The sequence below is a fragment of the Streptomyces sp. NPDC091412 genome (assembly GCF_044756885.1).
Lineage (GTDB): Bacteria > Actinomycetota > Actinomycetes > Streptomycetales > Streptomycetaceae > Streptomyces.
In genome coordinates this window covers 564,281-590,887 of sequence record NZ_JBIVTV010000002.1, presented here as the reverse complement: position 1 = coordinate 590,887, position 26,607 = coordinate 564,281, and the positions used below count along the sequence as shown (strand labels likewise).

Here is a 26,607-nt window from a genome sequence, read left to right as displayed (position 1 = left end):
CCCGAGCAGGCCAACCGGTCCGGGCACCCCCGTGCGAGGCCCCACAGGGCGCCTTCAGCCAGGACCCGGGCCCTCCAACGCCAGGCGCCTCACAGGCACACGCCAAAGGCCGCCGCCGACGCAGTCACGGCACACCCGCACCACGCCCACCGGCCCGAGCAGGCCAACCGGTCCGGGCACCCCCGTGCGAGGCCCCACAGGGCGCCTTCAGCCAGGACCCGGGCCCTCCAACGCCAGGCGCCTCACAGGCGCAGGCCAAAGGCCGCCGCCGACGCAGTCACGGCACACCCGCACCACGCCCACCGGCCCGAGCAGGCCGACCGGACCCGACGCGACCCGTGCGCGGCCCCGACGGGCACCCCGGGCCCCCGAGCCGGGTCCCGGGCCTCCCCGTCCGCCAGAAGCTCCGCAGACGCGCGCCGAGGCCGTCACCCGGCGCGACCCGTGCGCGACCTCACGGAGCACCCCGGCCCCCGCGCGTGAGCGCCTTAGTTGCTGGGTGGTCGGCGGCCGTCCCCGGAGGTGGACACCCGTCCGCTGCGAGGCCCGGCGGGCGTCAGGCGCGGGCCGGGACTCCCGTCAGAGCCGTTACCACCGGGTCCAGGGCCTGGTGTATCTCGTCGCCTACGGAGCGGAAGAACGTCAGGGGGGCGCCGTAGGGGTCGTAGACCTCGTCGGCCTCGGCGGTCGGGGCCAGGAGCCACCCGCGTAGAGCGGCGGCGGCGCGGACCAGGGCGCGGGCGCGTTCGACCACGCCGTCCTCCAGGGGCGGCAGCGTGGCCGTGTCTATCGCCTTCACCAGGCGGGTGAACTCCTTGAGGGTGAAGGTACGCAGGCCCGCCGAGTGGCCCATGGAGATGACCTGGGCACGGTGGTCCAGGGTCGCGGTGAGCACCAGGTCGGCGCGGATCACATGCTCGTCCAGCAGTTCCCGGCCGGTGAAGCCGGAGGCGTCCGCGCCGAAGTCGGCCAGCACGGTCTCCGCGTTGGCCTCCATCGGCGCGCCCTCGTGGCCCCAGGTGCCCGCGCTCTCCACGATCAGCCCGCCGCCCCGCGGATCCCCGAGCCGGTCCGCCACGAAGTGCCGGGTCAGCCGCTCGGTGATGGGAGAACGGCACACGTTGCCGGTGCTGACGTGCAGGATGCGGAAGGTGTCGCCTATGCCACGCCCCGCGTCAGGGGCCGTCAATTCGCCACCTCGAGGTCGGGTACCACCTTGCGCAGCTCCTCCGGCGACAGGGCGCCCTCGCGCAGCAGCACGGGCACCTTGCGGGTGACGTCGACGATGGAGGACGGGACGTTGCCGGGGGTCGGGCCGCCGTCGAGGTAGACGGAGACGGAGTCGCCGAGCATCTCCTGCGCGGCGCCGCAGTTCTCCGGCGCGGGGTGGCCGGTCAGGTTCGCCGACGACACGGCCATCGGGCCGACCTCCGCGAGCAGTTCGATGGCGACCGGGTGCAGCGGCATCCGCACCGCGACCGTGCCCCGGGTGTCCCCGAGGTCCCACTGGAGGGACGGCTGGTGCCGCGCGACCAGCGTCAGCGCGCCCGGCCAGAAGGCGTCCACGAGTTCCCAGGCCATCTCGGAGAAGTCCGTGACCAGTCCGTGCAGCGTGTTCGGGGAGCCGATGAGGACGGGGGTGGGCATGTTGCGGCCCCGGCCCTTGGCGGCGAGCAGGTCGGCCACGCCCTCGGAGGAGAACGCGTCGGCGCCGATGCCGTAGACCGTGTCGGTGGGCAGCACCACGAGTTCGCCGCGGCGGACGGCGGACGCCGCCTCGCGCAGACCCGTCACGCGGTCGGTGGCGTCGTTGGTGTCGTATCGCCGTGCCATTGTCAGCGAGCCTCCTCGTACACGTACTGCTGGTCAGAAGTCCTGATGGGGGTCACGGCAGCGCCTTGCGGGCGGTGGCGAACCGCGGCCGGTTGTTGAGGTCGGGGTGGTCGGCGGCGTCGGCCCAGCCCAGTTCCTCGGTGAAGATCCACGGCACCTGTCCGCCCTGGGTGTCGGCGTGCTCGACGACGACGACTCCGCCGGGCCGCAGCAGCCGGTGCGCGGTGCGCTCGATGCCGCGGATCAGGTCGAGGCCGTCCTCCCCGGAGAACAACGCCAGCTCCGGGTCGTAGTCGCGGGCCTCGGGGGCGACGTACTCCCATTCGGTGAGCGGGATGTACGGCGGGTTGGAGATGACGAGGTCGACCTGGCCGTCGAGGTCCGGGAAGGCCGTCAGGGCGTCGCCCTGACGCAGGTCGACCCTGGACCCCTCCATGTTCTTGCTGGTCCACTTCAGGGCGTCATCGCTCAGCTCCACGGCGTGCACGCGCGAACGCGGCACCTCCTGGGCGAGGGCGAGCGCGATGGCCCCCGAGCCGGTGCACAGGTCGACGATGCACGGCTCGACGACGTCCATGGCCCGTACGGCGTCTATGGCCCAGCCGACCACGGACTCGGTCTCCGGCCGGGGCACGAACACCCCTGGCCCGACCTGGAGTTCCAGATACCGGAAGTAGGCCCGCCCGGTGATGTGCTGGAGCGGCTCGCGCTGCTCGCGCCGGGCGATGACCTCCCAGTAGCGGGCGTCGAAGTCGGCGTCCTTCACGGTGTGCAGCTGGCCCCGCTTGACGCCGTGCACGAACGCGGCGAGTTCCTCCGCGTCGGTGCGCGGCGAGTCCACGCCCGCGTCGGCCAGCCGCTGGGTGGCCTGCGCCACCTCCGCGAGCAGCACGCTGCGGGGGCTCGGGGGTCGCCCCCCGGATTCTTGCTGCACGCTGGTCCTCCGTTGGTGCTCGTACGTACGCACGTCCCGCGTGCGTACGTGTCTTACGCGGCCGCGAGCTTGGCGGCCGAGTCCGCGTCGACGCAGGCCTGGATCACCGCGTCCAGCTCGCCGTCCAGGACCTGGTCCAGGTTGTACGCCTTGAAGCCGACGCGGTGGTCCGAGATGCGGTTCTCCGGGAAGTTGTAGGTGCGGATCTTCTCGGAGCGGTCGACGGTGCGGACCTGGCTGCGGCGGGCGTCGGCGGCTTCCCGCTCCGCCTCCTCCTGCGCCATGGCGAGCAGCCTGGAGCGCAGGATACGCAGCGCCTGCTCCTTGTTCTGCAGCTGGCTCTTCTCGTTCTGGCAGGAGGCGACGACTCCGGTGGGCAGGTGCGTGATGCGCACCGCGGAGTCGGTGGTGTTGACGGACTGGCCGCCGGGCCCGGAGGACCGGTAGACGTCGATGCGGAGGTCGTTGGGGCTGATCTCCACGTCCACCTCCTCGGCCTCGGGGGTGACCAGCACACCGGCCGCGGAGGTGTGGATACGGCCCTGGGACTCGGTGGCCGGCACCCGCTGCACGCGGTGCACCCCGCCCTCGTACTTCAGCCGGGCCCACACGCCCTGGCCGGGCTCGGTCTGCCCGCGGGTCTTCACCGCGACCTGGACGTCCTTGTAGCCGCCCAGCTCGGACTCGGTGGCGTCGATGATCTCGGTCTTCCAGCCGACCCGCTCGGCGTACCGCAGGTACATGCGCAGCAGGTCGCCCGCGAACAGGGCCGACTCGTCGCCGCCCGCGCCCGCCTTGATCTCGAGGATGACGTCCTTGTCGTCGCTGGGGTCGCGCGGGATGAGCAGGAAGCGCAGCTTCTCGGTCAACTCCTCGCGCTGCTGTTCCAGCTCCTTGACCTCGGCCGCGAAGTCGGGGTCGTCCGCGGCGAGTTCGCGCGCGGTGTCGATGTCGTCGCCGGTCTGCTTCCAGGAGCGGTACGCGGCGACGATCGGGGTGAGCTCGGCGTAGCGCTTGTTGAGCTTGCGCGCGTTGGCCTGGTCGGCGTGGACCGACGGGTCGGCGAGCTGCTTCTCCAGATCGGCGTGCTCGGCGACGAGTTCCTCGACGGCCTCGAACATCTTTCGGCTCCTGTACTGCCTGTACTACTGGGGTGGGGGAAGGCGGGCGACCAAAAACGCCGGTCCCGGCGCACCCCGCGGTGGGGTACGGCCGTGGACCGGCGAAAAGGGGCGCGCTACTTCTTGGAGCCGGCGGCAGCCTTGCCGAAGCGGGCCTCGAAGCGGGCCACACGGCCACCGGTGTCGAGGATCTTCTGCTTGCCCGTGTAGAACGGGTGGCACTCGGAGCAGACCTCGGCCCGGATGCTGCCGGACTCGATGGTGCTGCGGGTGGTGAACGACGCGCCGCAGGTGCAGCTGACCTGCGTCTCGACGTACGCGGGGTGGATGTCGCGCTTCAAGGTGTCTCCTAGAGTTCCGGGAGGGCGCCGGGTCGCAGCCGCGGGATGCGGAGCGTGAACCGGAGCCGACGTACCAGTCTGCCAGGACTGGGGCCATCCACCCAAACCGGGGGGTGGGGTCGGGTATTCCCCGCGGGCCCCTGCGGGTTCCTCCGGGGACCCGGGGGTCTCTGCGGGTCTCTGCGGGTCTCTGCGGCTCTCTGCGGGTCTCTGCGGGGCGGGGGTAGGTTTCCCGCATGCCGGGGTGACGTGTGTTCGCCCGGGCGGGCGCGGGTCGAACGTGGCTCGTCGCGCAGCTCCCCGCGCCCCTCAGGGGGTGCTCACCACACCCTTGGCCTTGCCGGTGGCCGTGCCCTCGGTGGCCGTCCTGGGGATGGGCTTGTCGTTCCTCAGGGCGTTCCAGATCTGCTGGGCCTTGGCCTTCTCCACGAGGACGCGGTTGGGGTTGGCCGGGTCGTACCGCACGGGCATCGTGACCATGGTCATGCGGGAGGAGCTGATGCCCTTCAGGCCGTCGGCGAAGGCGATCAGGGAGTTCACCGAGCCGAGGTCGGAGTCGGCGGTGACGGTCCTGGTCGCGGTGTCGGCGAGGTCGTAGAGCTTCTTGGGGTTGGTGAGCACACCGATGTGCTTGACCTGGTCGGCCAGGGCCTTGACGAAGGCCTGCTGGAGTTGGATGCGGCCGAGGTCGGAGCCGTCGCCGACGCCGTGCCGGGTGCGGACCAGGCCGAGGGCCTGCTGTCCGTCGAGGGTGTGCGTGCCGGCCTTGAGGTCGAGGTGGCTGCGCGGGTCGTCGATGTCCCTCGTCGTGGTGACCCGGACTCCGCCGAGTTCGTCAATGAGCTTCTGGAAGCCGCTGAAGTCGACCTCCAGGTAGTGGTCCATCCGCAGGCCGGTCATCGACTCGACGGTCTTCACCGCGCAGGCGGCGCCGCCGGTGGAGTACGACTCGTTGAACATCGCGTCGTGCTCCGCGGCGTGCGTGCCGCCCTTGGCGTCGGTGCACTCGGGGCGGTCGACGAGGGTGTCGCGCGGTATGGAGACCACTCCGGCCTTCTTGTGGCCCTCGTAGACGTGCACGATCATCGCCGTGTCGGAGCGGGCGCTGCCGTCGTCGGTGCCGCCGCCGAGCTTCTTGTTGCCGCCGGCGCGAGTGTCGGAACCGAGGACCAGGATGTTCTCGGATCCGTTGTCGGTCTTGGTGGGCCGGTCGCCGCCGAGGGCTTGGTTGATGTCGATGGTCCTGAGGTTGCCGTTGAGCTTGAAGTAGAGGAAGCCGGCCCCCGCGCCGCCGAGCACGACGATCCCCGCGGCGGTCCAGGCCATGGCCGTCAGGGCCCTGCGCCGCCCGGTGGGGGGCTTGCGACGGCGGCCCTTGGTGCGGCGGCGGGGCCCGGTGTCACCGGATTCCCCTGGTATGCCCGGTCCTCGCGTGCTGTCGGCAGGCATGCGCTCCTCGGCTCTCGTGTCTACGGTCGGTTACCCCCTGCGGTCGGGGTCGGACCCCGGTCTGTTCTCGGTCGATGAGACCCGTACCGCACTATCGTCGCTCGTACGGTCAGACGGGGGAACTCGGGAAAGGGTTGCACAACGCTCTGTGTCCACCACATGCGGACATAGGCACCATGCGGGGCTGTGTACCGCTTGGTAACCCTGTTCACCTGCGGCGACACGGGCCCGGACGGCGCCGTGGGGAGCCGGAACGGGGCGCGGCGCCTGTGGCGAAGGTCTCGTACGGCCGGGAACGCGCGTACGGCCGGGAACGCTCGTACGGAGCCGGGAACGGCAGAAGGCCGCCCCCCTGTTTCAGGGGGGCGGCCTTCTGGGTGCCTCTTACCGGCTTACCCGGCTGGTCCGGCTTGCTCGGCGGAGCGCCTAGTCGCCGTTGCCGGGAGTCGGCGTGGTCTTCTGGATCTGCATCAGGAACTCGATGTTCGACTTGGTCTGCTTCATCTTGTCGAGGAGCAGCTCGATCGCCTGCTGCTGGTCGAGCGCGTGCAGCACCCGGCGCAGCTTCCAGACGACGGCCAGCTCCTCGTTGCCGAGCAGGATCTCTTCCTTACGGGTACCGGACGCGTCCACGTCCACCGCTGGGAAGATGCGCTTGTCGGCGAGCTTCCGGTCGAGCTTGAGCTCCATGTTGCCGGTGCCCTTGAACTCCTCGAAGATCACCTCGTCCATGCGGGACCCGGTGTCCACCAGGGCGGTGGCGAGGATGGTCAGCGAACCGCCGTCCTCGATGTTGCGGGCCGCACCGAAGAACCGCTTCGGCGGGTACAGGGCCGTGGAGTCGACACCGCCGGACAGGATGCGGCCGGAGGCCGGGGCCGCCAGGTTGTACGCACGGCCCAGACGGGTGATCGAGTCCAGGAGCACGACCACGTCGTGGCCCAGCTCCACCAGACGCTTGGCGCGCTCGATGGCGAGCTCGGCGACCGTGGTGTGGTCCTCGGCCGGGCGGTCGAAGGTCGAGGAGATGACCTCGCCCTTGACCGACCGCTGCATGTCGGTGACCTCTTCCGGACGCTCGTCGACGAGGACGACCATCAGGTGGCACTCGGGGTTGTTGTGCGTGATCGCGTTGGCGACCGCCTGCATGATCATGGTCTTGCCGGTCTTCGGCGGGGCCACGATCAGACCGCGCTGGCCCTTGCCGATGGGCGAGACCAGATCGATGATGCGGGTGGTCAGAACGCCCGGGTCGGTCTCCAGACGGAGCCGGTCCTGCGGGTACAGCGGCGTCAGCTTGTTGAACTCCGGCCGCCCACGGCCGTGTTCGGGCGCCATGCCGTTGACGGAGTCCAGCCGGACCAGCGCGTTGAACTTCTCGCGGCGCTCGCCCTCCTTCGGCTGGCGGACCGCACCCGTGACGTGGTCGCCCTTGCGCAGGCCGTTCTTGCGGACCTGGGCGAGGGAGACGTACACGTCGTTGGGACCCGGCAGGTAGCCCGACGTACGGATGAAGGCGTAGTTGTCGAGGATGTCCAGGATGCCCGCGACGGGGATCAGGACGTCGTCCTCGGCGATCTGCGGCTCGGAGACGTCGTCACGGCCACGGCGGCCACGGCGGTCGCGGTAGCGGCCGCGACGGCCCCGGCGGCCGCCCTCGAAGTCGTCCCCGTCCTCGTCGGCCCGCTGCTGACGGTCCGGCCGGCCGCCGCTCTGCTGCTGGCCCTGCTGGCGCTGCTGCTGACCGCCCTGGCCCTGCTGGTCGTCGCCCTTGCCGCGGCGGTCGCGGTCGCGGTCGCGGTCGCGGTCCCGGCCGCGCTCACGGCGGTCGCGACGGCGGCCCTCGCCACCGTCACCGGCGTCGCCCTGCGACTGCTGCTGGGCCGCGGTCTCGGCCTTCGACTCGCTCTTCGCCTCGGCGGCGACGGTCTCGGCGCTGCCCGCGGGGGCGCCCGCCTCCGCGGTGGCCCGACGGCGACGGCGCTCGGCCGGAGCGTCCTCTCCCCCACGCTCGGCCTCACTCGAGCGGGCGGTGCCCCCAGCCGGCTGACCGGGGATCTCGATCTGCTGCTGCGCCACGGCCTTGGCGGAGGCGCCCGACTGCTCCACGTCGTTCGAGGGCTTGGCGGAGGGGGCCTCCGCCGCCTTCTTCGCGGGCGCGGCCTCCTCGCCCGTACGGGTGCGGGAGGTGCTGCGGCGCTTCGGCTTGGTCTCGGTGGCGTCCCCCGCGGCGGGCGCGGCCTTCGCGGCGGGGGCGCCCCCGGCCGCCTGCGCCTCCTTGATGACCTCGATCAGCTGGCTCTTGCGCATGCGCGCGGTGCCCCTGATACCGAGGCCGGATGCGACCTGTTGCAGCTCGGCCAGCACCATGCCCTCGAGGCCGGTACCGCGGCGCCGCCGGGAGCCGGCACCGGTGGCAGGCGCGGAGGCGTCCGTGGCGGGCGCGGCAGCGGTCTCCTCGACACGTGCGCCCATCAGATCGGTGGTGTCGCTCACGAAGGGTCCTTCCCTGGAGCGGACGTCGGCCTGTCTGGCTCGGCGACCGGTTGTGCTGTCCGGCTTCGGTCCTTGCTGGTGAACCGTGCCGGGGCGGTGGTCCGCCCAAAGCGGCGGAAGAGATTTCTGGTGATTGGCGCTTCCTCGACCATCAGCGACACCGAGTGTCACTGAGTCACGTGGCGTGGTCGCACCGATTCCGGAGCGTGCCCGGCGGACCGCTCAGTGTGCGCATACGAGGTACTGCCCAGGTACGACGTACACCACACAGTGCGGCTTGGGGGGGCTCCCGGAGGAATGTCTGTCCCGGACGGGGACACGAGGCACCTCGCCATGGTGGGGTCGGGTGCAGACTTGAGGTTAACACTACCGGATCCAACAAACATTCCCCCTCTCGAAATCCGGCAACCGCCGGATTTCAGATCTCCCCGCCTGCCGCGAGCGGCAGTACGCAGGCTCCTTGCAGGTCGAGACTCAGCCTGTTGGCGGCCCAGTCGGCGCCCGCCAGTTGCTCCACCTTGTCGGCGGTGCCCGCGTCCGCGAGCGCCATGACGGTGGGTCCGGCGCCGGAGATGACCGCGGGGATGCCGTCCGCCCGAAGCCGCTCCACCAGCGCCGCGCTCTCCGGCATGGCGGGGGCGCGGTACTCCTGGTGGAGGCGGTCCTCGGTGGCCGGCAACAGCAGCTCGGGGCGCCGGGTGAGGGCCTCGACGAGCAGGGCGGCGCGGCCCGCGTTGACGGCGGCGTCCACGTGCGGCACGGTGCGCGGCAGCAGGCCGCGCGCGGTTTCGGTGAGCACCGGCTTTCCCGGCACGAAAACCACCGGAACGATGGAATCGGAGGGCTCCATCCTGATGGCCCGGGCCGCTCCGGCCTCCATCCAGGACAGGGTGAACCCGCCCAGCAGACAGGCCGCCACGTTGTCCGGGTGGCCCTCGATCTCGGTGGCCAGCTCGAGCAGCGCGGCGTCGTCGAGCCTGGCCTCGGCGCCTATGGTCACGGCGCGGGCCGCGACTATTCCGGCGCAGATGGCGGCGGAGGAGGAGCCGAGACCGCGGCCGTGCGGAATGCGGTTGGCGCAGACGATCTCCAGGCCGCGCGGCTGTCCGCCGAGGACGTCGAAGGCGGTGCGCAGCGAGCGGACGAGCAGGTGCTTCTCGTCCCGCGGCAGCGTCTCGCTGCCCTCGCCGGCGATGTCGATGTGCAGCCCGGAGTCGGCCACCCGGACCACGACGTCGTCGTAGAGCCCCAGCGACAGGCCGAAGGCGTCGAAGCCTGGGCCGAGGTTGGCGCTGGTGGCGGGGACGCGCACCCGGACGGCGGCGGCGCGGAACGCGGGACCGGCCATCGCTCGTTGACTCTCCTTGAGCTGCGTGATGGTCGAATGACACTCGACAGGAACGGGGAAGACCCTCAGGCCACGGAGACGACGCGGCACCGCCACCTGCGTGGGCGTGTGCGGCGGTCGGGTTCCCTACAGCCTATCGAAGGAAAGTTCAGTGGCGACATAGGGCGCACGGGAGGCGCACGATGCGTGTCGCAAGCCCCCCCGTGCCACCCTCCTCCGAAGTCTCCTGGGAGAGACGCTTCCGCACGCCGCGCGGTTGCGTAGCTTGCGCGGTGCGCGCGCGTTGCGCCGACCGGGCGAAACGCGGCAGGCGAGCGGCCTGAGCACCGGACCGACGGGCGCCGTCGGCGGACGGAGGCGTCGGGAGCGTCGACGGCGGGTGCTGCCGACCGGGCCGCGCTCGGCACCGGACGACGGCGGCCGATCCGCCCGGACGTGCGGCGGAGCGGCTGAGCCGACGACGACCGACCGGTGACGGCTCGACCGTCACTGGCCCTCGACCTGCGCCGACCCGTGCGAAGCCGGCCCGTGCGGAGCCGGACGCGGTCGGTCCGTCGTCGCGCTTGTCGTAGGCGCTCGTCGTCGCGCTCGTCGTCGACGGTGCGGGCGGTGCGGTCAGGCCAGGCCCAGGCGTTCGGCCGCCGTGGCCGCGTCGACCGGGACCGTGACCGGCTGGGGAGCGCCGGCGACGGCCCAGTCGGGGTCCTTGAGGCCGTTGCCGGTGACCGTGCACACGATGCGCTGGCCGGGGTCGACCTTGCCCTGCTCGGCCGCCTTCAGCAGTCCGGCCACGGACGCGGCGGACGCCGGCTCGACGAAGACGCCCTCCTGCGCGGCCAACAGCCGGTAGGCGCGCAGGATTTCACGGTCCGTCACCTCGTCGATGGCACCGCCGGACTCGTCGCGCGCGGCCAGGGCGTACGACCAGGAGGCGGGGTTGCCGATACGGATCGCGGTGGCGATGGTCGACGGGTCCTTGACGACCTCGCCGCGCACGATCGGGGCGCTGCCGGAGGCCTGGAAGCCCCACATGCGGGGCGTCTTCGTGGCGAGGCCGTCCACGGCGTACTCGCGGTAGCCCTTCCAGTAGGCGGTGATGTTGCCCGCGTTGCCGACCGGCAGGACGTGGATGTCGGGCGCGTCGCCGAGCATGTCGACGATCTCGAAGGAGGCCGTCTTCTGGCCCTCGATACGCACCGGGTTGACCGAATTGACCAGCGCCACAGGGTAGTTGTCGCTGAGCGCGCGGGCGAGCGTGAGGCAGTCGTCGAAGTTGCCGTCCACCTGGAGGATCTTCGCGCCGTGCACGAGCGCCTGGCCCATCTTGCCGAGCGCGATCTTGCCCTGCGGCACCAGCACCGCGGAGACCATCCCGGCCCGTACGGCGTAGGCGGCCGCGGAGGCGGAGGTGTTGCCGGTGGAGGCGCAGATGACGGCCTTCGCACCCTCCTCCTTGGCCTTGCTGATCGCCATCGTCATGCCGCGGTCCTTGAAGGACCCGGTCGGGTTCGCGCCCTCGACCTTGAGGTGGACCTCGCAGCCGGTGCGCTCGGAGAGCACCTGCGCGGGCACGAGAGGCGTACCGCCCTCGCGGAGCGTCACGACCGGCGTGCTGTCGAACACCGGCAGCCTGTCCCGGTACTCCTCGATGATTCCGCGCCACTGGTGGGTCATTGCTGGTTACTCTCCTTCAACCCGCATGATGCTGGCGACACCCCGCACGGTGTCGAGCTTGCGCAGCGCCTCCACGGTCCCGCCGAGGGCGGCGTCGGAAGCACGGTGGGTGACGACGACCAGGGAGGCCTCGCCGTCCTTGCCCTGCTGGCGAACAGTGTCGATGGAAACCCCGTGCTCGGCGAACACGGTGGCGACCTGGGCGAGCACACCCGGTTTGTCGGCGACGTCCAGGCTGATGTGGTAGCGCGTGACGACGTCACCCATGGGCGACACGGGCAGCGCCGCGTACGCCGACTCGCCGGGCCCGGTGGCCCCGCTGAGCCGGTTGCGGCACACGGCGACGAGGTCGCCGAGCACGGCGGAGGCGGTGGGCGCGCCACCGGCGCCGGGCCCGTAGAACATGAGCTGCCCGGCCGCGTCGGACTCGACGAACACGGCGTTGTAGGCGCCGCGCACGGAGGCCAGCGGGTGGGTGAGCGGAATCATCGCGGGGTGCACCCGGGCGGTGACGGACCCGCCGTCCTCGGCCCGCTCGCAGATGGCGAGCAGCTTGATGGTGCAGCCCATCTCCTTGGCGGAGACGAAGTCCGCGGCGGTGACCTCGGTCATGCCCTCGCGGTAGACGTCGTCGAGCCGTACGCGCGTGTGGAAGGCGATCCCGGCGAGGATAGCGGCCTTGGCGGCGGCGTCGAACCCCTCGACGTCGGCGGTCGGGTCGGCCTCCGCGTACCCGAGCGCGGTGGCCTCGTCGAGGGCCTCCTGGTAGCCGGCCCCCGTGGAGTCCATCTTGTCGAGGATGAAGTTGGTGGTGCCGTTGACGATGCCGAGCACCCGGTTGACCTTGTCCCCCGCGAGGGACTCGCGCAGCGGCCGGATAAGCGGGATGGCACCGGCGACGGCGGCCTCGTAGTAGAGGTCCGTGTCGTTGGCCTCCGCGGCGGCGTGCAGGGCGGCCCCGTCCTGGGCGAGCAGGGCCTTGTTCGCGGAGACCACGGAGGCACCGTGCTCGAAGGCGGCGGTGATGAGCGTCCGTGCGGGCTCGATCCCGCCGATGACCTCGACCACGACGTCGATGTCGCCGCGTTTGACGAGCGCGGTGGCGTCGGTGGTGACGAGGTCGGCGGGGATGCCCTCGCGCACCTTGTCGGGGCGCCGCACGGCGACCCCGGCGAGCTCCACCGGGGCCCCGATCCTGGCTGTGAGGTCGTCGGCGTGCGTCGTCATGATGCGCGCCACCTCTGAGCCGACAACCCCACAGCCCAGCAGCGCCACCTTCAGCGGACGCGTACGCATCATCCGACCTCGTTTCCTCATACCGTCTACGGTTGGACCAGTCTCACTCACCGGAAAGGAGTTTCTGCTATTTGTCCGGATCGTGAGACGTTTATTTCATTTTCGTCGGCCTGGAAAACAGGAGATCTTCCGGCCGCCCCGCGCCGCGGTCACTGTCGGCGTCATCGGGATCATTGGCGCCATCGGAGTCATGGGGATCACTGGGTTCATCCGACGTCGAGCCGCAGGAGGTCCTCCTCCGTCTCCCGGCGGACGATCACCCGGGCCTCCCCGTCCGTGACGGCGACGACAGGCGGACGCAGCGCGTGGTTGTAGTTGCTGGCCATGGACCGGCAGTACGCACCCGTGGCCGGCACGGCGATGAGGTCACCGGGTGCCAGGTCGGCCGGCAGAAAGGCGTCCTTGACCACGATGTCCCCGCTCTCGCAGTGCTTGCCCACGACCCGGACGAGCATCGGCTCGGCGTCGGAGACCCGGGAGACGAGCGCGACGCTGTACTCGGCGTCGTAGAGCGCGGTGCGGATGTTGTCGGACATGCCGCCGTCCACGGACACGTACGTCCGCAGCCCCTCCAGCGGCTTGATGGTACCGACCTCATAGAGCGTGAAGGCGGTGGGTCCGACGATGGCGCGCCCCGGTTCGACGGAGATACGGGGCGTACGGAGCCGGGCGGCCTCGCACTCACGGGTGACGATCTCGGTCAGCGCCTTGGCGATCTCGTGGGGCTCACGCGGGTCGTCGTTGCTGGTGTACGCGATCCCGAGCCCGCCGCCGAGGTCGATCTCCGGCAGCTCGACCCCGTGCTCGTCCCGGATGTCCTTGAGCAGCCGCACCACGCGGTGCGCGGCCACCTCGAACCCGGACATGTCGAAGATCTGCGACCCGATGTGGGAGTGGATGCCGATGAGTTCGAGCCCGTCGAGCTGGAGGGCCCGCCGTACGGCCTCGGCGGCCTGTCCCCCGGCCAGCGGGATGCCGAACTTCTGGTCCTCGTGCGCGGTGGCGATGAACTCGTGCGTGTGCGCCTCCACGCCGACCGTGATCCGGATCTGCACCCGCTGCCGCTTCCCGAGCGACTGCGCGATGTGGGCGACCCGCACGATCTCCTGGAAGGAGTCGAGCACGATCCGCCCGACCCCGGCCTCGACGGCCCGCTGGATCTCGTACGGGGACTTGTTGTTGCCGTGGAAGGCGATCCGCTCGGCCGGCATTCCGGCGGAGAGCGCGGTGGCGAGTTCGGTGCCGGAGCAGACGTCGAGGTTCAGCCCCTCCTCGTCGAGCCACCTCACGACGGCCCGGGACAGGAACGCCTTCCCTGCGTAGAAGACGTCGGCGTCGTGCCCGAAGGCGTTGCGCCAGGCCCGCGCCCGGGCCCGGAAGTCGGCCTCGTCGAGGACGTAGGCGGGGGTGCCGACCCGTTCGGCGAGGTCGGTGACGGCGATACCGCCGACGGTCACGACACCGTCCTCGCGCCGGTGGACGGTCTGCGCCCAGACCTTGGGGTCGAGGGCGTTGAGGTCGGCGGGCGGGGCGGAGTAGTGGCCCTCGGGCAGGACATCGGCGTGACGGGGCCCGGCGGGATGTGCGGAACGGCTCATGTCAGTGCGGCTCTCTGTGGACTCTCTCAGAGGTGTTCGGGTGCGTCGATGCCGAGCAGGGACAGGCCACCGGCCAGCACCGTCCCGGCGGCTTCGGCAAGGGCGAGCCGGGCGCGGTGGGCGGCCGAGGGTTTCTCCTCCCCGCGCGGCAGCACGGTCGCGAGGAAGGGCAGCACGGCATCGGCAACGCTGACGAGGTGCCGGGCGAGAACGTCGGGAGCGCGGTGGTCCGCGGCGCGGGCGAGCACGCGGGGATGGTCGGCGAGCAGGGTGACCAGCTCGGACGGGACCACGTCGACGGGGCCCGGCTCGGCGCCGAACCCCAGGTCGGCCGCGTTGCGGCCGAGGGCCCGGGTGCGGGCGTGGGCGTACCGGACGCGGAAGAGCGGGTTGCTCTCACGCTGGACGAGATGCCCGTCATGCCCGTCGTGCTCGTCATGCTCGTCGCCGATACGGGGCCGGTCGTGTCCGGCGGGGTGCAGCAGGGCCCAGCGGGCGGCGTCGCGGCCGAGAGGGAGGGGGTCGGCGGGGGCGGGGACGGGACGGATGTCGACGCCGGGGAGCGCGTCACCGGGGGCATCGACGCGGACGCCCAGGCCCTGCTCCCAGTCGGCGGGGAGAGAACTCGCGCAGCTGACCCTTCCCTCGCCCCCCTGGGACCGGAGAAGCCGCGCCACGACGTCCGCGACAACGACGGCACGGACCTCGCGGGGACAGCACAGCTCGACGGCCGTCCCGGTCGGCCGCGGGGCGTACCCGTACCGCTCCCCGGACTCCCGAATGTCCTCCACCAGCCGGACGAGGGCGGCCTCGGCGTCGGCGTCGCGGAGGCTGATGTTGAGGAACCCGGGCCCGGTGACGGTGACGTCGTCGATGCCGTCGAGGCCGAGCAGATGACTCCGGAGCACCTGGGCGACGAGCGGCGCGGGCTGTCCGGCGGGCCGGGCGAGCTGGAGGGCGACGTTGGTGGCGTAGTCACCACAACCGCCGGGCCGGGGCGGCGTGACCACGACCCGCTCGGGCACGCCGACGCTCAGCTCCCCCACGTCGACAGCGCGACGGACCGCGCTCAGCACGGTACGGGAGAGCTCCACGGGGGTCACGGGACAAGCGTAGGGGAGGAAGGGGGTGGGTATGCGAACTCATTTGGGCGCGGTATCGCCATGTGGACGGAAGCCGCCGGAATCCGCGGAGCTGTGGAGCTGTGGAGCTGTGGAGCTGTGGAGCTGTGGAGCTGTGGAGCTGTGGAGCTGTGGAGCTGTGGAGCTGTGGAGCTGTGGAGCGCCTGAGTCTCGGCCGGCCGGCCCGGGCGAAGACGTCGATCAGCTGAGGCATCTGAGGCATCTGAGGCAACGGCGAACGCCCCCGCCCACGTGCTGATACCCATGAACCGATTCAGCCGCTACTACGCCCGGCGGGCTCGGCCTCCCCGGCCCCACGGGCCCCACCGTCGATCAACCGCCGCACGACCCGCACGAGTTCCGCGGGCTCGAAGGGCTTGGCGAGGAAGGCGTCGACGCCGACATCGAGCCCGGTCTCGACCTCGTACTGCGAACAGGCGCTGACGATGGCGAGCGGAAGATCACGGGTGAGCGGATCGGCCCGCAGCCGGGCCGCGGTCCGCAGCCCGTCAAGTCGCGGCATGACGACATCGAGCGTGACGACATCGGGCCGCACCCGATGCACGACATCCAGACACTCGGCACCATCGGCCGCGGTCACGACCTCGAGCCCCTCAAGCTCAAGATTGACCCTGATCAGCTGCCGGATGACCTTGTTGTCGTCCACAACAAGCACCCGACCCGAAGCGGCTGGCACCACTCGAGAGTAGGTCCGGACCGGCCACCGCGTCCGGCTTTTCCCCACTTCCACCCCGTCCGGGGGACCCACCCCCACGGCCCCACCGGAAAACGTTCATGACCACCCTCCCGGAACTGGTAGTGTTCTACCCGTCGCCGCGCAGACAACGCGCCCGACCCGCCCCCGTAGCTCAGGGGATAGAGCAACGGCCTCCGGAGCCGTGTGCGCAGGTTCGAATCCTGCCGGGGGCACCTCGAAGAAGGTGCCAAAAGACCCCGCCACCAGCGAGAACGCTGAGGCGGGGTCTTGTTGCGCGTGCAGGCGTATGCAGCGCTGGGCGGCCTTATGACGGGGTCTGTGGACTATTCGTGGACAGGATCTTGGAGCGTCTGCCCAGGTCAGCGCCAGCAAACGCGAAGGCCTGGGAGGAGTCCAGGGGCCAGAGACCTAGGGGCTTTCGTTTGGATCATCGGGCGGACCAGAGGACGATGCCCGCGATGTGGAGTCCAGCCAGGTAGATCGTGGCCGTCCTCGCATAGCGGTGGCGATCCCGCGCCACTGCTTCAATCGGTTGATGCACCGTTCGATGGTGTTGCGCTGCTTGTATGTCTCACGGTCGAAGGCAAGGGTCTGCCGTCCCGGCTGCTACGCCGCGGCCTGTGGTCGCGTTGGCCCGCGGGGACGGGGATCACCGACGATGTGGCCCTCCTGGCCGTCGCCGCATTCCTGTCGCTGCCCCCTCTCTGAACTCCGGCCTTTTAGTGCTCCCGTGACTGATTTACCATCTGACGCATCGACACATGCAGGGGTACAGGGGGGCGCATGCGGCCGAAGCGGCTGAACGTCAAGATCACCATTCCGTTCCTGGGGGAGATCGGTGGTGAGTGGGAGCCCGACGACGCCGAGCAGCGGGCTGCCTGGGAGCTCTACGTGGAATTGGTGACGCGGGTATCCGTCGCCCCGTTGCGTGAGGACGAGGGTTCGGCGCGTGAGGCGTTGACCTCCATGTACGTCCTCTTCGCGACGGTCCGCGACATTCTCAAACGGTACGGACCCGACGTCGCGCCACCCGGGGCGCGCAACGAGGTCTCGTTCGGGATCCTCGCCATCACCGTGCTGAACAGGGCGGTGCGGCCCGTCCTCAGCAAGTGGCATCCGCGACTCACGGCCTGGGAAAGCTCTTCGCCGGCCAGCCGGTCCGCCGTCGAGCACGAGAACACCTGGCAGGAGATCGGCGCTCTCCGAGCCGATCTCGACTCGCTGCGTCTGGTTCTTCTGGAACTGGCGCAGGTGCTGGGCAATGTGGCAGGGGCCGCCGATTTGATCGGGACCTCGGAAATCGTCCCCGCCCAGGCTCCGCAAGCGTCCGTCTCGTCCCAGCCGCCAGCCCCGAAAGGACCGGCCGCCCCGTGATCAAGGCTTTCTTCTCCTACTCGACGCAGGACGCCGCCTTCGTACGAGAAGTGGCGTCCGAGGTCGGCCGGGCCTTTGCCAAGATCGACGACCGGTCATTCCACGCCGGCGGCGATATCCTCAGCTCCATCGACGAGGCCCTCAAGGAATCAGCGGCTTTCGTCTTCTTCCTTAGCAAAGCCGCCCTGGCCTCCCCCTGGGTGAGACATGAGATCCGTGAGGCACGCTTCCAAGCAGCGATGGGTCGGATCAAGAACGTCCTAGTGGTCCGCCTGGACCGGGACATCGCGCCCGAGGATCTGCCAGAGTGGCTGAACCGCACCAAACACATCACGACGATCGCGGCGAAACCTGCCGCACGCAGGATCAGAACCCTCATCGATGATCTGGTGCGTCAGGGCCAGAGCCCCCGCTTCGTCGGCCGAGCCGCCGAGATCGCGGCACTTCAGGACGTGTACTCCGCGCCGGAACCGGGAGCGGAGAGTCAGGTCGCCTGCGTGACAGGGCTTCCCCGCATCGGCCGACGCGCCACGTTGACCAAGATGGTCCGCGAGTCGCTGGACCTGGAGACCCTTCTGGTCATCGACGTGGAACCCGGCGACACCGTCCAGGCCCTCGCCGCGAAACTCTCCGCGCTGGTCGATCCTTCGGAGACCCCCGAAGAGTCCCTGCAGATGACCAGAGAGATCACCGCGCTTAACGACGCGCAGGCCCTTGCTCATGCGCTGGCCAAGTTCCAGGAGATCTGCCAGTACCACCAGATGCCCGTGCTCCATGACGCGGGTGGGCTCCTGGACAACGACGGCGACATTGCGCCGTACATCCTCGACCTGATCGAGTCGCTGAGTCAGTACCCGGACATCGTCACCGCGTTGCTCACGAACAGGCGGCCCTCGCCGGATCACTTCATCGCGCGAGGAATGCGCCAGCTCGGCGTGGTCCATCTCCGGCCCCTGGAAGATGCGGACATCAGCCGTCTCGTCGGCCTCACGGCGAAAGCCCGTCAGATCACCTTGGCCCCCGCGACCGTCAGGGAGATCACCGCAGCGGTCCGCGGCTATCCGCCCTCGGTCACGTTCGCGCTCGAACTGATAACGGCCTACGGTCCCGACCTCGGGATCCGCGGCCGGGCGCTCTCGGATTTCGGCGCGTCGCCGCTCACCAGCTATCTCAAACAGAACAAGTTCAGCAACCTGGAGCGGAAGATCCTCCGTGTCATGGCGGCGAACAGCCCGCTGCCGCTGTCTGTCCTGCAGGAGGCGACCAGTACCTCGGACGACGATATCGAGAAGGCCCTGATCCATCTCATCGACGTCTCTCTGATAGTCCCGACCACCGGCGGCTGGTACGAGGTGTCCGGGCCCGCTGTGGACGCGATTCGCCGTGAGTTCGGCGCCTGCACCAAGGCCGAGTACCGGGCGGTCGCAGGCAGACTCGACGAGTTCCTGGCCCGGTCTGAGGATGGAACCGACTACTTGGCCCTGCAACGCACCCTGTTCCGCGCCATGGACAAGGCCGGGCAACAGTCCACTCCCCGGGCGTATGCCCTGCTCACCGACCGAGTGAAGCTGGCCGAGCAGTACTACCACGAGCAGGAGTACCATCGCGCCGTCGACATGGCGACCGACGCGCTCGGCGCCGATCCCGGCATCCACCAGGCTAGGACGACGCTCATTCGCGCCCATGTGAAGCTCGGCGAGTTCACGGAGGCGGGTGATCACATCGCAGAGCTCAAGAAACGTGGTCAGGTGCGCGACGCGTTCTTTCTCACAGGTTTCCTGGAGAGGCACAAGGGCGATTACCGAGAGGCTCTGCGCCACTATCAGAAGGCGCTCGACAGCGGGCGCGGCGGCATGGCGATCCACCGCGAGATGGCCGATTGCTGTCTTCGTCTGGGTGATCTGCCCCGCGCCAACGAGCACATCTCCCGAGCGGAGGAGAAACAGCCCGATAACCGTTACGTCGTGGACCTGAAGATACAGATCGCCTGCAAGTTGGGGGACCGGGACACGGCACTCTCGCTACTCGTGCGTCTGGCGGCCATCGATCGCCCGGAGATGGTCAGCCACCGCACGTCACGCGTGGAGTACCTCTTCGGTAACATGGAGACGGCCTACAAATTGGCCCAGAAGGCAGTGGACGAATCCGAGAGCGTACGCTTTGAGGTGCTGGCCAACTACGTGCTTTGTGCGCTGCGCACCTCCCGCGTCGATGAGGCAAGCACGGCCTTGGACCAACTCGACCGCAAGTTCAGCAGGCAGCGCCGTGACATTCGGACCGGCCTCAGGGCCCGGTTGAGCATTGCCGAGCAGGACTACCAGACCGCGTACGCATACACGGAGCAGTTCGTCAGCTCCGAGCGTCCCGTCCACCTCCTGATCCGACGGGACGCCCTACGAGGAATTCTCGACCGGACCGCGCTCGCCCCGCAGCGGCGTGCCGATCTCAAGGCGGAGCTGAAGCGCTGCGAGGACCGGCTCGCCGGCCGCGAGGAGGACTTCGACCTAGACGCGCTGGGCGGCCTGGGCTGACGGGTTCACAGACTCCGTTCCAGGGCCAGCATCATGACCATGACCGCGCTGGCCGCACACCGCAGGCGCCCATCCTTTACTGCGGAAACCGCCTCGTCCAGGGGAACGCGACGAACCAACAAGTCCGCCTCAGCGGGTTCTGGTGCGGCACAGAACGGCGTGGGGTCGATCGTGCTCCACAGGTGGACGCGGGCGGGCGTGACTCCGGGCAGGGCGTGGAGCGAGCCCCTGTCGCGCCACCGTCCGTCGCGGTAGCCGGTCTCCTCGGCCAGTTCCCGCTGGGCCGCTGTGTGACTGCCGCGGTCCGCCGGATCCACGGACCCGCCCGGCAGCTGCCACATCGGTCCGGCTAGGTAGTGGTACTGCTCGACGACGAGAAGCGCCCCGTCGACCAACGCGGCCACCCGCACCTGGTCTGGCACCTGCACCCAGTCATAGGTGCCCCGCTCTCCATGCGGAAGCGTGACCTCGTCCCGGTAGGCAGTGAGGCGTGGTGTCGCGCACAACGGCACCCGGCCGTGGCGGATCCATGGTCCTCGTCGTTTGGTCATGAGGGAAGTCCTACCGGAGATGCACCAGTTCGGCTTCAGCGTGCAGCGATGGTACGTGCCGCGGCGCCCAGGCGGGTTCCCCGACACCGTAGACGGCCCCGCAACAAAGCGACGCAATGTGACGCGCCGCGCACAAGTAACTGTAGTGCCCACGGAGCGGAGCGCGGGGGCCAGACGGGATCTTCGGGTACGTTCCCTGATCAGATGCAGTAATGGCTCAGGCCCCCAGACAAAGCCGGGGGCCTGAGCCTAACGCCGCACATGATCACTCATACTCGCGCAACAGCTCTTCGATCTTGCGGTTGGCGATCTCCTGCCGCCCGTCAATGCACTTGGCGTAGCGGCTCAGCAGAACCTCGACACTGTTTCCCGCTCGCTCAGCGACCTCGGTCGGGTCCACCCCGGAGTTGAGCCAGGTCGACAGGGCCGAGTGTCGGAGGTCGTACGGACGCGCAGCGAGCGGGGAGGCAACTGCGGCTGGCGGGAGCGCCAGCGCCCGAGCGTCCTGCCAGACGCGGTAGTACGTCGAGGAGCCGACCACTCCCCCGCGTTCGTTCGTGAACAAGCGCCCGTCCTCGGCAGTGCCGAACGTCTCAAGGTGCTGCCGGAGGATGGTGACGAGCTGAGGCGGGATCGGTACGAGCCGGACCTCTTCGGTCGGTCGGTTCTTCAGACCCCGGTCGTCGTGGGTCTCGCCGGAGTCGGTCCACTGCTTGCCGACACTGGGACGCGTCCGGTTCAACAGTGCCGTCCCCCAACCGACCTCGGGCAGCTTCAGGTCCGCACTGGTGAGGCCGACGGCCTCAGCCGGACGCAGGGCGCCGTAGTACATGCAGGCGAACAGGCCGACGAGTCGACGGCCACGCGCGCGGCCGTACCCGCCGACATACGAGACCGCGGCCAGCAGGGAACGAGCCTGCTCGGGATTGGCGACCACCCGGGGATCGACCTCCCCGGCGACCTTCGGCCTCTTCCAGCGGATGCCCGTCACCGGGTTTTCCTTGAACTCACCAAGGTCCACCGCGTAGTGCATCGCGTTGACTAGTGTCCGGCGCTTGCGCTGGACGGTCTCCGCGGCTGCCGCCGTCCCGTCGAGCTTCAGCTTGAGCGAGTCCAGGACGGCCCGGCCGATCGCGGCATCACCGAGGTCCGAGAGGGGACGCGATGCCTTCGCCACCCAATGCAAAGCGTTCGCGATCTCGCTCGGCAATTCACGCTCGTTCGGACCAGGAAGGACAAAGGCCCAGTTGCGAAGCGCCTTCCGGATCAATTCCTCGGACGGCTGCCCCGGACGCTCATCGAGAAGGGCCATCGTCAGGGCGGTCAGCGCCTCATTGATCCCGTTGCGCGTGTTCGGCGCCGCATGCGGCCACTTCATGGACAGGTACTTCAGAGCGAACGCGTACCAGGTCATTGAGGCCGCCTTCTCGACCATCGAGTCGGGTAGCCCCGTCGCCGTGTCGAACTCTTCGCCGGCATGACTGGCACGGAGCAACTTGGAACGGTAATGGTCCGCGAGCGCTTTGGTACGGAACTGTTCGGAGAACACGTTCCCGGCGACAGTCCATCGGACGTCATAGGACGACTTCTTGGTGTTCCTCTTCCGGACGCCCCACACCTTTACGTCGAGAGACTTCACGCCGCCGCCTCCAACTGCCGCAGCCAAGCGGTGAAGTCGCTCCGCCAGACTCGCAGCTCACCGTTGGGCAGCTTGAAAGCCGCTGGCCCAAGACCCAACTCACGCCAGCGGTAAAAGGTCCGCCGGGAAACACCGCCCAACTCGTCGAGGACTTGGTTCACGGTCATCAGTTCGTCGCGTCGGCGGTCCACGTCGGTTCTCCTTCCGTTCCGGGGGCGGGTTCGAGGGACGCGGCGAGCCAGGCTTCGGCGCGGGACAGGCCGGTACCGGCGAAGACCCAGTGCGCGAGGACGAGCGTGGTTTCGCCGTCCTGCGGGACGGGTGGAGCCACTTGTGCCCGGCGCCAGTCGGCGCGAGCGTCGCGCAGGGCGCCGAGGGTGGTGGAGTAACGGCGGGACTTGGTGGAGAAGTGGCCGCGGAAGCCGAGCATGTGGGCCCAGGCCCGCAGGCGGAGCTCTGCCAGTTCGAGGCGGGCGCCCAGGACCCAGGCGGTGCGGATCATGCGCCGGGCGTGTTCGGTGATCCGTGCTTGGGCCAACTCAGCGAGGAACTTGATCGGCCGGTCCAGGGTGCCGGTCGCGGCCTCGGCACCCTTGGTGGCGTACTTGGCGATGTACGCCGCTACGGCCCGCTCGGTCAGCTCTTGGCCGCCGTCGAAGTCGGCCGAGCGGATCGTGCGGACGTCGAGCTGTCGGCCAAAGACGAAGGTGTGAGCCCGTTCGTCGATCACCGGCCCGTCGACTCGCGCGGTGGCGGCAGCGGCCCGGATGGCATCGGTCAGCACCTCGGCCGTGGCCCAGACGGGAGGCGGACAGTCGCCGCCCTCCGGGCCGTCCAGGCGGATCACGGCGTGGAAGTGGACGGCACCCCGCTTCTGGTACTCGGCCACCTTCGCGAAGGAGATCCGGGCGTGGTCGCGGAAGTCCCGTTGGGTGAGGCCGGCTCGCTTGGCGACTTCCCGACGGAGGTAGATCGAGAAGCGCCGCCACAAGGCTCCGGCGTGCGCGTTCCACAGGACGGCTGCTTCGTAGTCGTAGGTCTCCGGGTCGAGGGGCGTCCCGAGGGCGGCGTCGCGTTCCTCGTGCCGGATGCCGCAGCGGCAGGCGCGCCCGCTGGTGAGGCGGTTGTGGACCGGGCCGAAGCCGGGGGCGGTGAAGGTGGCGAAGACGCGCGGGTGTGTGGCCACCTGGTCGGGTGTGCCCTTGCCGCCGCGGAGTCCGGCGGTGATCAGGTGGTAGGTGTCGCGGCGGTAGGTCTCGGCGCAGGCCGCACACCGGGTGGCGCGGCGGTTGTTGCAGCGAACGAGGAGCTGGCCAGCGGGGAGGGCCGAGGAGTCCAGGTGGTGCAGGACGCGGCCGATCTCGCCGGTCGTCTGGTCCACCGCGTGTTCGGTGCGGTGGCCGTCGAGCCGTACGGGGCGGGTGCAGCCGCCCAGGCCGGACAGTTGGCGGGCCAGCTCGGGCATGGTGCCGAGGGAGGCCAGCATGGAGAGTTCCGCCAGCGGGGGCGGGGTCTGCCGGGTGATGATGGGAGTTCCTTTCGGCCGTTTCGGCGGTTGGGAGGGACAGCCCCGGGGCGGCGGGATGCTTGGCGGCGTGTTGCCGCCCCGGTGGCCGGTCAGCGCTTGTGCGCGCTGCTGAGGAGGGAGCGCAGGACCACGGCGGCGATGGCCACGGACACGGCCGAGACGGCGACCGCCGCCAGAAGCGCGGTGAGCACGATTCCGACGACGACCACGGCGGCGACCGCGCCGACACCGACGCCCACGTACGGGGCGACCGGGCGGCCGGCCGAGGAGGCCGGAGCCTGCGTCTGCTGAGGCGCGACGCTTGTCGTCGGCAGAGTCGGGATGTCGGGCAGCTTGGGGCGGAGCACGGCGGACCTCCTTGTCACTCTTGGGTGCCGTTGACGACGCCGACCCCGGAACGGGTGCCGGACTCGATGGCGGGGGCAAGAAAGGTGTGCGAGAGCCAGAAGCCGAACAGCGCGATCACGACAGCGACCCAGAGACGGACGCCGAGGAACTTGATCGCGGCCCAGGTGATGGCGCCCAGGACGAAGACGAGCGGCAGCGAGACGGTCACGGGAGTTCCTCAGCGGACGGCGCAGCGGTGGGTACGGGCGGCCAGCTCGGCGGCAGCGCGGCTGTCGTAGTCCGTGGCGAAGCCGCAGCGCGGAGCCGTGCAGGCGGCGGTGTGCTTCTCGCGGCCCCGGCCGTCGTAGTAGGTGGCGACCTGGACGGGGCCGATGCGGGCGACGTTGCGGAAGCGGCGGTTGGTGGTCATCAGCGGGTCTCCTTCGGGGTTTCGCCGGTGAAGTCGGTGACGTGGTCGGCCAGCCAGCGCAAGATCTCGTCGCCCTCGTAGCTGTCGGCGGCGAGGATCACGGGTTCGGCGATGAGCACGGCTTCGGTGAGGCGGTTCTGTCGGGTCAGCTCGGCGGCGCGTTTCAGCGCGCGGAGCGTGGACGGGCGCACGGTGGAAGGTCCTCCGGGTCAGGCGAGTTGGGCGGCGATGGCTTCGGCCAGCGGCAGCGGGACGCCGAGCCGGGCGCGAAGGGTCAAGGTGTCGATGGGCGTTCCGGTCCGGGCGCGGTGTTCGTCGGCGACCTTGCGCGCGAGCGCGACGAGCGCCGGCGGAACCGGGGTCGTGGAGAGCGGAGCTGCTTCGGGCTCCGCAGCGGGCAACTCGGGTGCAGAGGCGGGCGCTTCGGGCGCCGTGGGTTCCGGGGCCGACTCATGCTCCGCCGGTGGGGCATCCGCGGTGGCTCCGTGGGCGAGCAGCGTCCCGCCCAGGAAGGCGACCGCGGGCCATCCGGCGACGAGGATGCGCAGCCAGGCCGGTACGGCGCCCAGGTCGAGGAGCCCGGCCGTGGCGACGTTGGCGCCGAGCGAGGCGGTCAGGGCGACGAGGAACCAGCACCACCCGGCCGCTTTCGCCCCGCCGGAGCGGAGCCGCCGCCAGGCCGCCACCAGCAGCAGGTCGACGGAGACCGGGTAGGCCCATGCCTTCCATCCGTGCTGTCCGGCAGCCGAGGCCAGGTCGTGCAGGTGGGCGAAGGACAGCGCGGCGGCGATCAGCGCTTGGACGAGTACGGCGTCGAGGCGGACGGGCAGGGTACGCACGGCGCGACTCCTTCCGGTTCCAGGCATGGAGGGGGTAGGGACGTGGCACGGGACGGCCGTGGCCGTGGGAGCGGGTGCCCTTACTCGGTGACCGGGCGGGCCGTGGCCACGGGTCCGGTCGCCTCCACCGGCATCGGCGGGACGTACGGCCGGAAGGGATCGAGCGCCGGTACGTCGGGGGCGAGGTGAGCCCTCGTACGGCAGGTGGCCGCAGCGTCGGCGAGGGAGAGGTAGGGGGTACGGATGCGGGACCAGCCGCCGGAGGTGTCGCCGACGACGGCCAGGCCGGGCAGCTCGGGGGCGATGGCGCAGGCCGCGAGGACGGCCTCAGGGGCGATGTCGCCGAGCGCCATCTTCGCCGAGGCTTCGTCGTTCACGCGGTGGCAGACACGGCCGGTGAGCTGAGCGCGGAGCATGGTCGCGCCCTTGCCCAGCTCGGCGCCGAAGCGCTGCCCGCAGACCTCGAGGTAGATCCCGGCAGCGCGGCCGAGTTGGGCGAGCCGGATGAGTTGGGTGACCATCTCGTCCCGTCGTTCCTCCTCCTTCCGCGTGGCGACGAGGAAGAGTTCGGCCACCTCGTCGATGAAGAGCACGATCGGAGCGGGACGTTCGTCTTCGGGAAGTCCCCAGATGTCCGAGGTGATCAGTTCTTCCGGGGTGCCGGGCGCGATGCCTTGCCGGGCCTTGATCAGGTCGTATCGGTCCTCCATTTCCTTCACAAGCGCGGGAAGCAGCTCGGCCGCCTGGTCCGGGTCGGTGGCCAGGGCGGAGAGCCGGGGCGTGAAGGGCGCCAGTTCGACCCCGCGCTTGCAGTCGATGCCGACCAGGACCACCGGCTGAGCAGCCAGCCCGGTCAGCAGGTTCCGCAGGTACATGGACTTGCCCGAGAGCGTGGCGCCGAGCACCAGCTCATGCGGAACGGTCCGGTAGTTCCGTACGAAGGCGGTTGCGTCCTCCCGTAACGCCACCGGGACCTGAAGCGGGCCGCTGTCGAGGCGCCGGGGCATCCGCACCTTGCGCAGCACGTCGAAGCCGACGAGCCGCAGTTCGACGACGCCGGGCTTGATGTCCCGCACGTGGACGGCGTGGACACCCCAGGCGTGCCGGAGGCGTTCGGCCGAGGCCGCCACGTCCGCTGGCTCCTGGCCCGGAGCCAGCCGCAGCCGCATGCGCAAGCCGGTCGTGGTGGGTCGGATGATGCCCCGCCGAGGAGGCACCGGCCGGACCTCACGGCGGGTGGTCGCCCGGACGGCCAGCGCCCGCCACCGGGACGGCGCGACGGTCAGGCCGCAGGCGTCCATGGTCGAGGAGTACGAGGCCAGCAGCCGGGCCACCGAGAGCGGCAGTCCGACCGTGGACCAGTACGCCGCCGGGTAGGCGTGCCGGGCGTAGGCGGCGCCGCCTATCGCAGCGAGCGAACCACCCAGCTCGGCCAACGTCACCAGGTCCGTCACGGCGA

General features: G+C 70.2%; 25 protein-coding genes and 1 tRNA gene. 3 read left to right on the top strand and 23 right to left on the bottom strand.

All coding sequences use genetic code 11. The features are described from left to right. Positions 1–556: 556 nt before the first annotated feature. The 13 genes from ACIQMV_RS06820 to ACIQMV_RS06760 all read right to left on the bottom strand — a co-directional run bounded on the left by ACIQMV_RS06820 (position 557) and on the right by ACIQMV_RS06760 (position 15,956). Positions 557–1,189, bottom strand: coding sequence for a protein-tyrosine-phosphatase (locus ACIQMV_RS06820; RefSeq protein WP_141358344.1), 633 nt, complete (start codon positions 1,187–1,189; stop codon positions 557–559). After that, complete coding sequence (locus ACIQMV_RS06815) at positions 1,186–1,833, bottom strand: L-threonylcarbamoyladenylate synthase (protein WP_402591677.1); 648 nt, start codon at positions 1,831–1,833, stop codon at positions 1,186–1,188. The genes ACIQMV_RS06820 and ACIQMV_RS06815 overlap by 4 nt, the downstream gene beginning before the upstream one ends. 52 nt (positions 1,834–1,885) lie before the next feature. Further along, positions 1,886–2,725: a peptide chain release factor N(5)-glutamine methyltransferase gene (gene prmC, locus ACIQMV_RS06810; RefSeq protein WP_402591930.1), complete on the bottom strand. Its 840-nt coding sequence runs from the start codon at positions 2,723–2,725 to the stop codon at positions 1,886–1,888. 95 nt (positions 2,726–2,820) lie between these two features. Next, entirely contained in the window at positions 2,821–3,888 is a 1,068-nt protein-coding gene (prfA, locus tag ACIQMV_RS06805) for a peptide chain release factor 1 (protein ID WP_141358348.1), read from the bottom strand. A gap of 116 nt (positions 3,889–4,004) precedes the next feature. After that, complete coding sequence (gene rpmE, locus ACIQMV_RS06800) at positions 4,005–4,229, bottom strand: 50S ribosomal protein L31 (RefSeq protein ID WP_141358350.1); 225 nt, start codon at positions 4,227–4,229, stop codon at positions 4,005–4,007. 309 nt (positions 4,230–4,538) lie between these two features. Beyond that, on the bottom strand, positions 4,539–5,678 hold the full coding sequence (locus tag ACIQMV_RS06795; RefSeq protein ID WP_402591674.1) for an LCP family protein: 1,140 nt from the start codon (positions 5,676–5,678) through the stop codon (positions 4,539–4,541). Positions 5,679–6,104: 426 nt separating this feature from the next. Then, complete coding sequence (rho, locus tag ACIQMV_RS06790) at positions 6,105–8,174, bottom strand: transcription termination factor Rho (RefSeq protein WP_141358354.1); 2,070 nt, start codon at positions 8,172–8,174, stop codon at positions 6,105–6,107. Between the two features lie 418 nt (positions 8,175–8,592). Next, complete coding sequence (gene thrB, locus ACIQMV_RS06785; RefSeq protein WP_225075578.1) at positions 8,593–9,522, bottom strand: homoserine kinase; 930 nt, start codon at positions 9,520–9,522, stop codon at positions 8,593–8,595. A gap of 615 nt (positions 9,523–10,137) precedes the next feature. Then, positions 10,138–11,196, bottom strand: coding sequence for a threonine synthase (gene thrC, locus ACIQMV_RS06780; protein WP_402591671.1), 1,059 nt, complete (start codon positions 11,194–11,196; stop codon positions 10,138–10,140). Between the two features lie 6 nt (positions 11,197–11,202). Beyond that, positions 11,203–12,495 carry a homoserine dehydrogenase gene (locus tag ACIQMV_RS06775; RefSeq protein ID WP_402591669.1) on the bottom strand — a complete coding sequence of 431 codons (1,293 nt, stop codon included), beginning with the start codon at positions 12,493–12,495 and terminating at the stop codon, positions 11,203–11,205. A gap of 203 nt (positions 12,496–12,698) precedes the next feature. Then, positions 12,699–14,090 carry a diaminopimelate decarboxylase gene (gene lysA / locus ACIQMV_RS06770; protein WP_402591667.1) on the bottom strand — a complete coding sequence of 464 codons (1,392 nt, stop codon included), beginning with the start codon at positions 14,088–14,090 and terminating at the stop codon, positions 12,699–12,701. Between the two features lie 26 nt (positions 14,091–14,116). Continuing rightward, entirely contained in the window at positions 14,117–15,193 is a 1,077-nt protein-coding gene (gene nrtL / locus ACIQMV_RS06765; protein WP_402591665.1) for an ArgS-related anticodon-binding protein NrtL, read from the bottom strand. Positions 15,194–15,485: 292 nt separating this feature from the next. Continuing rightward, positions 15,486–15,956 (bottom strand): response regulator, encoded by a 471-nt coding sequence (locus tag ACIQMV_RS06760; RefSeq protein WP_141366248.1) that lies wholly within the window; start codon positions 15,954–15,956, stop codon positions 15,486–15,488. 113 nt (positions 15,957–16,069) lie between these two features. Here ACIQMV_RS06760 and ACIQMV_RS06755 point away from each other — a divergent pair. The 3 genes from ACIQMV_RS06755 (at position 16,070) to ACIQMV_RS06745 (ending at position 19,834) form a co-directional block, all read left to right on the top strand. Next, positions 16,070–16,141, top strand: a tRNA-Arg gene (locus ACIQMV_RS06755). Between the two features lie 571 nt (positions 16,142–16,712). Further along, entirely contained in the window at positions 16,713–17,303 is a 591-nt protein-coding gene (locus ACIQMV_RS06750; RefSeq protein ID WP_402591663.1) for a hypothetical protein, read from the top strand. Further along, on the top strand, positions 17,300–19,834 hold the full coding sequence (locus ACIQMV_RS06745) for a tetratricopeptide repeat protein (protein WP_402591661.1): 2,535 nt from the start codon (positions 17,300–17,302) through the stop codon (positions 19,832–19,834). The genes ACIQMV_RS06750 and ACIQMV_RS06745 overlap by 4 nt, the downstream gene beginning before the upstream one ends. Positions 19,835–19,839: 5 nt before the next feature. Here the strand turns inward: ACIQMV_RS06745 and ACIQMV_RS06740 are convergent, their stop codons facing one another. The 10 genes from ACIQMV_RS06740 to ACIQMV_RS06695 all read right to left on the bottom strand — a co-directional run bounded on the left by ACIQMV_RS06740 (position 19,840) and on the right by ACIQMV_RS06695 (position 26,602). Beyond that, positions 19,840–20,385 (bottom strand): NUDIX domain-containing protein, encoded by a 546-nt coding sequence (locus ACIQMV_RS06740; protein ID WP_402591659.1) that lies wholly within the window; start codon positions 20,383–20,385, stop codon positions 19,840–19,842. 265 nt (positions 20,386–20,650) lie between these two features. Continuing rightward, positions 20,651–22,024, bottom strand: coding sequence for a tyrosine-type recombinase/integrase (locus ACIQMV_RS06735; protein WP_402591657.1), 1,374 nt, complete (start codon positions 22,022–22,024; stop codon positions 20,651–20,653). Continuing rightward, positions 22,021–22,191: a helix-turn-helix transcriptional regulator gene (locus tag ACIQMV_RS06730; protein WP_402591929.1), complete on the bottom strand. Its 171-nt coding sequence runs from the start codon at positions 22,189–22,191 to the stop codon at positions 22,021–22,023. Before ACIQMV_RS06730 ends, ACIQMV_RS06735 begins: the two co-directional genes overlap by 4 nt. Further along, positions 22,191–23,510 carry a replication initiator gene (locus ACIQMV_RS06725; RefSeq protein WP_402591655.1) on the bottom strand — a complete coding sequence of 440 codons (1,320 nt, stop codon included), beginning with the start codon at positions 23,508–23,510 and terminating at the stop codon, positions 22,191–22,193. The genes ACIQMV_RS06730 and ACIQMV_RS06725 overlap by 1 nt, the downstream gene beginning before the upstream one ends. 131 nt (positions 23,511–23,641) lie before the next feature. Continuing rightward, positions 23,642–23,899 carry a SpdD protein gene (locus tag ACIQMV_RS06720; RefSeq protein ID WP_402591653.1) on the bottom strand — a complete coding sequence of 86 codons (258 nt, stop codon included), beginning with the start codon at positions 23,897–23,899 and terminating at the stop codon, positions 23,642–23,644. Positions 23,900–23,913: 14 nt separating this feature from the next. Then, complete coding sequence (locus tag ACIQMV_RS06715) at positions 23,914–24,108, bottom strand: hypothetical protein (RefSeq protein ID WP_402591651.1); 195 nt, start codon at positions 24,106–24,108, stop codon at positions 23,914–23,916. A gap of 9 nt (positions 24,109–24,117) precedes the next feature. Further along, positions 24,118–24,309 (bottom strand): mobile element transfer protein, encoded by a 192-nt coding sequence (locus tag ACIQMV_RS06710; RefSeq protein WP_402591649.1) that lies wholly within the window; start codon positions 24,307–24,309, stop codon positions 24,118–24,120. Beyond that, positions 24,309–24,500 carry a hypothetical protein gene (locus tag ACIQMV_RS06705; RefSeq protein WP_402591647.1) on the bottom strand — a complete coding sequence of 64 codons (192 nt, stop codon included), beginning with the start codon at positions 24,498–24,500 and terminating at the stop codon, positions 24,309–24,311. The genes ACIQMV_RS06710 and ACIQMV_RS06705 overlap by 1 nt, the downstream gene beginning before the upstream one ends. Positions 24,501–24,518: 18 nt before the next feature. Then, positions 24,519–25,148: a DUF2637 domain-containing protein gene (locus ACIQMV_RS06700; protein ID WP_402591645.1), complete on the bottom strand. Its 630-nt coding sequence runs from the start codon at positions 25,146–25,148 to the stop codon at positions 24,519–24,521. Between the two features lie 80 nt (positions 25,149–25,228). Further along, complete coding sequence (locus tag ACIQMV_RS06695; RefSeq protein ID WP_402591643.1) at positions 25,229–26,602, bottom strand: FtsK/SpoIIIE domain-containing protein; 1,374 nt, start codon at positions 26,600–26,602, stop codon at positions 25,229–25,231. Positions 26,603–26,607 lie beyond the last annotated feature (5 nt).

Coding starts and splice junctions, on each gene's coding strand:
- ACIQMV_RS06815 (WP_402591677.1), bottom strand. CDS start 1,833: ATGGCACGGCGATACGACACCAACGACGCCACCGACCGCGTGACGGGT.
- prfA (WP_141358348.1), bottom strand. CDS start 3,888: ATGTTCGAGGCCGTCGAGGAACTCGTCGCCGAGCACGCCGATCTGGAG.
- ACIQMV_RS06795 (WP_402591674.1), bottom strand. CDS start 5,678: ATGCCTGCCGACAGCACGCGAGGACCGGGCATACCAGGGGAATCCGGT.
- thrB (WP_225075578.1), bottom strand. CDS start 9,522: ATGGCCGGTCCCGCGTTCCGCGCCGCCGCCGTCCGGGTGCGCGTCCCC.
- thrC (WP_402591671.1), bottom strand. CDS start 11,196: ATGACCCACCAGTGGCGCGGAATCATCGAGGAGTACCGGGACAGGCTG.
- ACIQMV_RS06775 (WP_402591669.1), bottom strand. CDS start 12,495: ATGATGCGTACGCGTCCGCTGAAGGTGGCGCTGCTGGGCTGTGGGGTT.
- lysA (WP_402591667.1), bottom strand. CDS start 14,090: ATGAGCCGTTCCGCACATCCCGCCGGGCCCCGTCACGCCGATGTCCTG.
- ACIQMV_RS06750 (WP_402591663.1), top strand. CDS start 16,713: ATGCGGCCGAAGCGGCTGAACGTCAAGATCACCATTCCGTTCCTGGGG.
- ACIQMV_RS06740 (WP_402591659.1), bottom strand. CDS start 20,385: ATGACCAAACGACGAGGACCATGGATCCGCCACGGCCGGGTGCCGTTG.
- ACIQMV_RS06730 (WP_402591929.1), bottom strand. CDS start 22,191: ATGACCGTGAACCAAGTCCTCGACGAGTTGGGCGGTGTTTCCCGGCGG.
- ACIQMV_RS06725 (WP_402591655.1), bottom strand. CDS start 23,510: ATGCTGGCCTCCCTCGGCACCATGCCCGAGCTGGCCCGCCAACTGTCC.
- ACIQMV_RS06710 (WP_402591649.1), bottom strand. CDS start 24,309: ATGACCACCAACCGCCGCTTCCGCAACGTCGCCCGCATCGGCCCCGTC.